Source organism: Thermosipho globiformans (genome assembly GCF_003990895.1).
Taxonomy (GTDB): domain Bacteria; phylum Thermotogota; class Thermotogae; order Thermotogales; family Fervidobacteriaceae; genus Thermosipho; species Thermosipho japonicus.
In genome coordinates this window covers 1-8,623 of record NZ_BHXD01000024.1, presented here as the reverse complement: position 1 = coordinate 8,623, position 8,623 = coordinate 1, and the positions used below count along the sequence as shown (strand labels likewise).

General features: G+C 25.4%; 6 protein-coding genes and 1 pseudogene. 5 read left to right on the top strand and 2 right to left on the bottom strand.

Annotated elements, in window-relative coordinates:
* The first annotated feature begins 220 nt into the window (after window positions 1-220).
* The 3 genes from EO083_RS09565 (at window position 221) to EO083_RS10075 (ending at window position 3,903) form a co-directional block, all read left to right on the top strand.
* A complete protein-coding gene (locus tag EO083_RS09565; protein WP_126994213.1) occupies window positions 221-1,516 on the top strand; it encodes a glycosyltransferase family protein in 1,296 nt (431 codons plus the stop codon).
* 264 nt (window positions 1,517-1,780) lie between these two features.
* Window positions 1,781-3,073 carry a hypothetical protein gene (locus EO083_RS09560; RefSeq protein ID WP_126994211.1) on the top strand — a complete coding sequence of 431 codons (1,293 nt, stop codon included), beginning with the start codon at window positions 1,781-1,783 and terminating at the stop codon, window positions 3,071-3,073.
* A gap of 578 nt (window positions 3,074-3,651) precedes the next feature.
* The gene (locus EO083_RS10075; protein WP_241230034.1) at window positions 3,652-3,903 is read left to right on the top strand and encodes an IS110 family transposase; all 252 of its coding nucleotides are present in this window, start codon (window positions 3,652-3,654) and stop codon (window positions 3,901-3,903) included.
* 122 nt (window positions 3,904-4,025) lie between these two features.
* On the opposite strand, the gene EO083_RS09550 is transcribed toward EO083_RS10075, so the two are convergent.
* Together EO083_RS09550 and EO083_RS10205 are read right to left on the bottom strand one after the other, a co-directional pair.
* The gene (locus EO083_RS09550) at window positions 4,026-4,325 is read right to left on the bottom strand and encodes an integrase core domain-containing protein (protein WP_241230035.1); all 300 of its coding nucleotides are present in this window, start codon (window positions 4,323-4,325) and stop codon (window positions 4,026-4,028) included.
* Window positions 4,326-4,794: 469 nt separating this feature from the next.
* Window positions 4,795-5,001, bottom strand: a pseudogene (locus EO083_RS10205) (transposase); the annotation flags it as partial.
* Between the two features lie 370 nt (window positions 5,002-5,371).
* Between EO083_RS10205 and wecB the strand changes: the two are divergent.
* Together wecB and EO083_RS09535 are read left to right on the top strand one after the other, a co-directional pair.
* The gene (gene wecB, locus EO083_RS09540) at window positions 5,372-6,436 is read left to right on the top strand and encodes a non-hydrolyzing UDP-N-acetylglucosamine 2-epimerase (RefSeq protein WP_126994207.1); all 1,065 of its coding nucleotides are present in this window, start codon (window positions 5,372-5,374) and stop codon (window positions 6,434-6,436) included.
* A gap of 748 nt (window positions 6,437-7,184) precedes the next feature.
* Complete coding sequence (locus EO083_RS09535) at window positions 7,185-8,378, top strand: glycosyltransferase family 4 protein (RefSeq protein WP_126994205.1); 1,194 nt, start codon at window positions 7,185-7,187, stop codon at window positions 8,376-8,378.
* Window positions 8,379-8,623: the final 245 nt, after the last annotated feature.

Sequence of the window (8,623 nt, the reverse complement as noted above, 5' to 3'; positions counted from 1 at the left end):
AGAATGGTATATAGAAAGGCTGAAGCAGAGGATAAAGATGAGAGGAATGAATGAAAGGACGCTAAAGGCACAGATTAGATATATGTTACTAGGGCAGCAGTTAACAATGTTAATAGACACGCTTTCTGCTCATCCTAAGATGATAAGATTGATTGAAAAATAATTTTTACATTGGTCAGGGTGTAAGATAAAAAATTATATTTTACTAAGGAGGCAAATTATGAATATAATAGTTGTTTCTCCGTATTCACCAAAGTGGTCTAATATTGCTTCTATAAGATGGGAAAAAATCTCGAAATACGTTTCTCTTAAGCATGATGTAACTATTATAACAAGTAAATTTAAAGAAGAAAATTATACAATTAGAGATTTTGATATTGGCAATTCTAAACTTGTTGAAATTCCATTAAAATTATCTATTAATAATTCTTATTTAAATAAAACTAAGAATAAGAAATATTTAAGAACAAATACATTTTTTCAAAAATTTTTAAAATCTCTAAAAAATGAGCTAAGAATTATATTAGAAAAGTATTTACCTATTTCTCCGGGAGGGGCTTTATTGCATGATTATAAAGGTTATTTACAAGAAATTTCAAAAGTTTTAAAAAATGAAGAAATTAATGTTTTGATAACTACCTATAATCCTTGGTTCTCTTTAAAAATTGGTGAATTTTTTAAGAAAAAATATTCAAAGAAAGTTTTCTGGATTGCCGATTTCAGAGACACATCTTTTGATTTAGATGAATCATTAATATCAAGATTACCAATAGTAAGGAGATTTACAAAAAAGATTTTAAAGAATGCAGATTTAATTATGGTTGTTTCTGAAGGATTAGTAGAAAAATATCGAAACATTACCGATAAAGAAATATTTTATTTACCTAATGGTTTTGATAAAACCATAGATTCAGAAAATAAAATTCTAAAAAAGAAAAAAAACTTTCTTAGTATAGTCTACACAGGTTCCTTAAGGCCAAAATTTAGAGAAATATCTCCTTTTTTAAAGGCTTTAAGAATAGCGAAAAATAAAGAACCAAATTTGGATATAGAGTTTAAATACGCAGGATTTAATTCATCGATACTTCAAAAGGAAGCTTTAAAAGAGAAAGTTAATAATATTATAAAAGATTATGGTTTTTTGAAAAGGAATAAAGCCTTGGAATTGCAAGAAAAATCTGATGTTTTATTGTTAATAGTTTACACTGGAAGTCGTGAAAGTGGGAAGTCTATTAGAACTGGAAAAGTTTATGAATATCTTTCTACAACAAAGCCTGTACTTGCGATTGCTCCAAATAATTGGGAAATGAAAGACGAAGTTGAGGCTGACGGAATTTCGAAGGTGTTTAATAAGAATCAAGTTTATGATATTGCTGAATATTTAATATCGCTTGCAAGGAAAGAAAATTTAAATATTAGAATAGATCAAAGATATAATATAATAAAAAAATATCATTATAAGTCACTTGCAGAAAAGTTAGAACAGAAGTTGTTAGAAAAGTTAAATATAGATTGATGGTAGATTTTTGATACCAAATTAAAGAAGTAAAATGTGGTTTATTGGCTGTAAAATGTATAATAGATTACTAAAACTCATTTTTCATATAAACAATAAATTAGTTGTTTTTTTCTGTTGCATTGAATTTTAAAATTAATAGTAGTTATAACATTAATGGGAGAAATACTTATTATTAAATTAAAAGAAGAGTGATGTTTACGAAAAATTATATAAAACTAATTTTTGAGGCTAATTAATAATATTTCTTTGAAGAGGGATAAAATGAAGCGTTTAAATTTTGTTTTAATAATTGTTTATATTTTTAGTTTTTATTTTGGGACAGTTTTTTTATTAGGACTTAAAAATCCAAATTATTCGCTTTTTCTGTTAATTGTTTCATCTGCTATTATATTGTTAAATGATGAGGGAAAAATGGATTTTTTAATAATATCTCCATTTTTTATATTCAGAAATTTTTTCATATATAAAGGAGAGTTATTGATTAATTATTTGTTGTTTTTTTTGATTGTTAAAATGGTATTTATTAGGTTAATAAAAAAAAGAGAAATATCTTTTTTAGATATGCTTATTTTAATTTTACTATTAGTCATTGTTTTTTATAATTTTTTAGTTAGTTTACTTTTTGGCTTAGATATAGAAATCGCATTTAAATATCTTGTAAGGTATATTCTAATAGTTGTTTCAAGTTATATTTTTATGAAACAATTAAAATATAATGATAATATTAACGAAAATTTAAATTTTGTAATTGTAATTTTGATTTTGATAAGTCTATTTTCATTTTTGCTTATTTATGTCCCTTTTTTTAATAGAATTATTTATGTCGATTCCTTTTTATCGAATAAAGAAAGTGGTATTTATTACAGAATTGATCCCAATTTTTTAATTGCGAATTTAATAATATTAACTTCAATTTTAATAAAGAGAGAGAATTTGATTTACAGGTTTTTGTCATTTTCTTTTTTGTTTTTGATCTCCGTTCTTTGGTTAAATAGCGTAACTGGTACAATTCTTTTAGGAATTTTCTTTATAAATTCATTAAACGGATTTAAGTATAAAAATTCTATTTTTAATATCGTAGTGTTATTATTGATATTAATTTTGTTACTACCATTTTTAATTAATATAATTTTGTTTCAATATAGTTTAAAATTCGAAGAAACATATTCCAATAATATTTTTGACTATATAACTAATAATAGATTTTCAATTTGGATAGGTTATTTTAAAATGATTTTAAAATATTTATTTGGAGTAGGAGATAATTCCATTAAAATAGTAGAATCTTTTATTGGAATCCCAAGAGTGGCTCATTCTTTTTATATTGAAATTTTGGCTCATGTTGGTTTTTTGTTTGGGATTCCATTGTTAGTTATTCTCTTTATTGGAGGAATAATGATTTTAAGACAAAGGAAAAATGTAGTTTTGGGTGAAGCTGCAATTTTGTTTTTAGTAGCCTCTTTTTCTTTATCATTCTTTTTTGGGGAGTATTTGGCTGTTATTTGCATTGAATATATTATTTATGTTGCAATTTTAAATCGAAACCATTTGTGAGAGTAAACTAATAATATTTGTAAAATTTTTGTAAACTAAGTAAAAGCCTTTAGTAATTTAATAAGAGCCGAAAAGGTGTTTTATCACAAAAATTAATAAATAGAATATCTAACCTTTTTTATTTATTCTAAAAATTTATATTCAATATATTTAACTAGCAAATAATAAATAATGAATGAGTAATTTATACGCTTTTTGTTGATAAAACTAGAAGTAAATATATTACTCTCCAGAAAAATTGGACAGAAAGAAAAGTATAATTTTTCATAAGAAATATTTGAAAATAAACAAAAGAATTAAAAATTAAATATTTTTAACTACTTGATATTACAAAAGAATATTTAATTTTCAAAGGCTAAATTCTACTTTTTATTAAAGTTATTATATGAGAATTTCTGTAAGGAAAAATAAGGATTGCAAAAAAATATCGCCTCCTGATAATATATAATTAACCCATCACATAAACTTCAGGAGGCAATACTACGAAAAATAATTCTTTTAACAAAAAAGTTTCTAGAATTACTCACGATACTTTAATTGTTGATATTGATATTTCTAAAAGAAATTACTGGGTTAGAATGATTAACTTTCGTGGGATTGATTTAATTAGTGCTTTTAAGATTAATAATACCATAGATGGTATTAAAATGCTTGAAGAAAAAATAAGAGATGCAAAGGAAGAAAAGAGATTAAATAAAGTAATTTTAGGTATGGAACCATCTGGGCATTACTGGAAACCTTTATCCTTGAAGATGAAAGAAAGTAAAGAAGTAGATTATCTTGTAAGGGTTAATACACATCATGTAAAAAGAGTAAAAAATTATAGATAATAATTCACCTAGTAAAAGTGACAGGAAAAATGCTGGAGTAATTGCAAGGTTGATAAAGGATGAAGGTATTTTGAAATATATTGGGTTTGACCCCTGGGGATTAGAGAAGAAATAAGGAAAACTCATTTTTTCACATTTATTGTAAATTTTTCTAATTTTTTCTGTCCATCTTTATTTGTTTCATTATTTGGAGAAGAAAAAAGGTTATATACATATTCGGGTGTTAGATACTTTAATGAACCATGTGGTCTTAAATTGTTGTAAAAATAAATGTATGAAACATAGTAGTTATATACATCATCGATATAATCAAATTCAATAGATTTAACAAATTCACTTTGCACTGATGAATGAAATGATTCAATATATGCTTGAGAGTTAGGATTATTTTTGTATCCAAATTCATGGATAATATTTAACACTTTCAAAAAAGCATTTGTAATTTTATCTTTAAATTGTGGATTATTGTCTGTTCTAATAACTATTTTTTAGGGATATAGCCGTTGTATTTAGTAGGAACAAATTTAATATCAGATTCCCAATATAGATTAGGTTTAGTAATATCATGATTTTTAGGTCTTTTCCTTGGATGGTTGAGATGATAGTGATAGTTTCTAATAAGATTTAATTGTTTTCTCAATCTGTGAATCTTTTTGTGGTTAATAATATTAAACTTTTGTCTAAATATAGCAGATATTTTTTAGAACCTAGGGTCTTGTAAAAGAATTCTGGATTTAATGGATCATTGACAGTTAACAACTCAAAAAGTAATTGCTTAATATAATTATCAGAAACTTTTTTACTATCACTAGTATAAGAATAACCTTTAAAAGTTGAATTTCTTTTTCTAATTCCACTATCAAAAAATAATCTAGTATTGTAATAAAAAAACTAAAGCTGATATTGTAATGACTTAACAAGGAAATTGTGGTCTGCCTTTTTTAGAATAAAAAATATCATCGTTATATCCAGATCAGAGTACAATTTAACCCATCTATGAGCAGTATTAACAGAAGAAATATCAAACTTACTAGCAATATCAGATAAAGACAAATCAGAGTTAAGATACTTTTTAACAACTTGAAGTTTAAAATCAGAAGGATACTTTTTTCATGTAAAACACCCTTTTTAATTGGGTTAATGATACCATCACCTTATTTTTTCTCCGAATCTTCTAAGGGGTGATTACGAAAAGTAAGGGTAGAAAATACGATCCAGATGGATATAAAAAGGTTAGTTTGAGGGATAAATGGTAAGAAAGTAATTAAAAATTTAGCTTGAAATGATTTGAAAAAGAGATGGAACTTATTTAAGAATGACAGAAATGAATAAGGAAAGAAAATAATTAAGTGATAAACTAACTTTTACTTTAAAAAAAGTAAAAAAATAATTTTTTCAAAAAAATGAGGAAAACTAAGTTTCTGGAGGCTAATTGAGAATATTTCTTTGAAGAGGAGAGGATAATATTATGAAAACCATATCATTAGTAGGAGCTAGACCACAATTTATTAAAGAAGCCATAATAAATAAAGAGTTGAAAAACAAATATATATCAGAAGTGATTGTACATTCTGGGCAACATTATGACTTCAACATGTCTGATGTGTTTTTTAAAGTTTTAAATATCAAAAAACCAGATTATTTTCTTAATGTGGGTTCAGGATTTCATGGGGAAATGACAGGTAAAATAATGATTGAATTTGAAAAGGTAATTTTAAAAGAAAAACCGGATTTAATACTAGTCTATGGTGACACAAACACAACACTTGCAGGTGCAATTGTTGGTGCAAAATTAAAAATTCCGGTTGCTCATGTGGAGGCGGGTATACGTCAGGAACCAAAAGATATGCCAGAAGAAATAAATAGGGTTTTAACAGACCATGTGTCAAAGTTATTGTTTTGCCCTTCAAAACTTGCTGTTAAGAACTTAAAAAAAGAAGGGATTGTTGAAGGTGTACATTTTGTAGGAGATATTATGTATGACTTATATCTTGAAATGGAAGGTGCATTCAAATATGATATATATAATAAGTTGAATATTGAAGAAAATAAATATATTGTTATGACTTTACATAGAGATTTTAATGTAGATAACAAAGAAAAATTTGAAAAAATACTAATGCAAATTGAAAAGATATCAAAAGAAATACCCATAGTTTTTCCAATACATCCCAGAACTAAAAAAAGAATAAAAGAATTTAACTTTGAAAAATATTTAAAAAAAGTGATAGTTATAAATCCTATAGATTATTTAAATCTAATGGGACTTGTAAAAAAGAGTTGGAAAATAATAACAGATAGTGGTGGCTTACAAAAAGAAGCATATTTTGGAAGGAAACAAGCAATAGTAGTAATGCCAGATACAGGATGGAGAGAATTAGTAGAACTCGGATGGAATAAACTTGCCGATGAAAATAATTTATATGAAAAAGTTTTTGAAAAAAACAGTAATAATTACCCTGAAAATGTTTATGGAAAAGGCGAGGCCGGGAAAAAAATAGTTGATCTAATTTCAAGAATGCTAGATAAATAAATAAAATAGAGGTGCTTTGTGCTAAAAAACAGACATTTTGAATGTGGAAAGATAGTAACAAAGAAACATATTGGATTATTAATTCAAAAAAGCATGTAGTATAAACATTAGAAAAGATCTAAAAGTTGCACATTCTTTTAAAATATTAGACACTTTTACAAAAATTAGGAATAAAGATAGAATAATGTGTGATTAGGGAAATTCATTACGAGTGTAAGCAATTATATGAAATAGAATTAAGGATTACCACAAAAGAACTGAAAAGGAGCATTAAAAAAATAAAATGGGATATTTGAAATAACAGTTCGCATGACAAGATTTACTTCAATAATTTTTTTGAAAAATAATATGAGGTTTCGATGAGAAATAATAAGTTTTGAAGATGTAAATATCGAAATAATATAAAGGAACAACAAATATATATCAAAAAAATTATATGAGAATAAAGTGGTGTTTGAAGAAAAATAAAAATAAAGAAAGTGAAGAACTTTAAGTAAAAATTATTGAAACATGAAAATTTGTATGAGAAGAAAGATATTTGTATGAGCTTAACATCCCTAGATAGCTTATATAGAAAGTTTTGTGAAGTCATATCAGAAAATATATTTTGTGTGTTTTAGCAAAAGATTGGAAAAAGGTTTAGAAATAATACTTGCGTATGTAAATCATACTTGAAGGTAAAGCAGTTAAATTTCGTTCGGTTTTTTCTTAGTATAATATGAGACTCTAGTTTGTTGAGGTGAAGAGAATGAAAGTTTTATTAATAACAAATTTGTATCCTCTTGAAAAGAAATTATATTCAGGAATTTTTATTACTAAGAGGATTCAATTTTATAAAAGTTTTGATATTGATTTTTTGCTTTTTTCTACTAAGCTTAAACACTCATGGACATTAAGATTTCTAAAAAAAATGCTAAACAAAGATTATGGAAAAATTATTAGAAACTTGGGTATAACTTATAATCAAGTTTCTGAAACTAATGGGATACTTGATAAGATTATTTACAAGTTATTTTCAAAAAATGATGAGATAAAAAAATATTTAAGGGGATTGAAAAAGGAAATAAATGTGGAGGAATTTAATATTATTCATGCACATGGTATGTTTGGTAGCATTCCGGCAGGCTATATTGCAAAAATGTTAAATGATGAATATCACATACCATATGTAGTAACATTGCATGGAAGTGATGTGAATTATGAAATGGCAAAAAGACAAAAAAAAGAATTGTACAAAAATATTTTAGAACAAGCATCAAAAGCTATATTTGTGAGCAAAGCATTGCTTGATAAAGCAAAATCATATGGATATTCAGGGAAAAACGCAGTAGTTATCCCAAATGGATATGATTCTAACATTTTTAAACCAATGGATAAAAATATTATTAGAAAGGAACTTGGTATTTATAAAGAAGGATATAAATATGTGGGATTTGTTGGAAATTTAATCCCTGTGAAAAGAGCAGATAAATTACCAGAGATATTTGAAAAAATATCCAAAAAATATAATAAAGTAAAATATATAATTGTTGGAGATGGCTTTTTGAAAGATAAAATAGAAAAAGAAATATCAAGAAGAAATTTAGATTGTATATTTACTGGAAGATTATCACAGAAATATGTTGCAAAGTATATGAATGCTATGGATGTAATGATACTGCCAAGTCGTAATGAAGGATGGCCATGTGTAGTTCCAGAAGCACAAGCTTGTGGAACTTGTGTATTAGGTAGTTCTAATGGTGGAATATTAGAGGCAATAGGGTTTAAAGAATATGTGGTAGAAGAAGGTAATAATTTTGAAGAAAGATTTGCAGATAAAGTTGTAAATGTATTAGAAATTGGTTATGAAAAGAGTAAATTTATAGAAAGAGCAAAAAACTATACGTGGGAAAATATTGTAAGGAAAGAAGTAGATATTTACTATGAAATACTAAGAAAATGAAAAATTGAAATTGGTTTTAAGTAAATTTTGTTCATTAAATTTCCAATTTCTAAAAAATAATTTAGTTAACTTAACCTATAAAGTTTTTTTAGATTGAGACCCTGGCCAATGTAAAAAATAGGTTAAATTAGAATATAAAAAAAGGCTACACCTGCTAAAATTATTTTTCTCAATAAAATATCTAATCTTGTCTTTGATAAATCTAAAAGAATGTATCTAAGAAAGTATCCTGATCATATCTTTGT

What these genes read in the sequence shown, in the direction of transcription:
- EO083_RS09565 (WP_126994213.1), top strand. Translation starts at nt 221, where the DNA reads ATGAATATAATAGTTGTTTCTCCGTATTCACCAAAGTGGTCTAATATT.
- EO083_RS09560 (WP_126994211.1), top strand. Translation starts at nt 1,781, where the DNA reads ATGAAGCGTTTAAATTTTGTTTTAATAATTGTTTATATTTTTAGTTTT.
- EO083_RS10075 (WP_241230034.1), top strand. Translation starts at nt 3,652, where the DNA reads ATGATTAACTTTCGTGGGATTGATTTAATTAGTGCTTTTAAGATTAAT.
- wecB (WP_126994207.1), top strand. Translation starts at nt 5,372, where the DNA reads ATGAAAACCATATCATTAGTAGGAGCTAGACCACAATTTATTAAAGAA.
- EO083_RS09535 (WP_126994205.1), top strand. Translation starts at nt 7,185, where the DNA reads ATGAAAGTTTTATTAATAACAAATTTGTATCCTCTTGAAAAGAAATTA.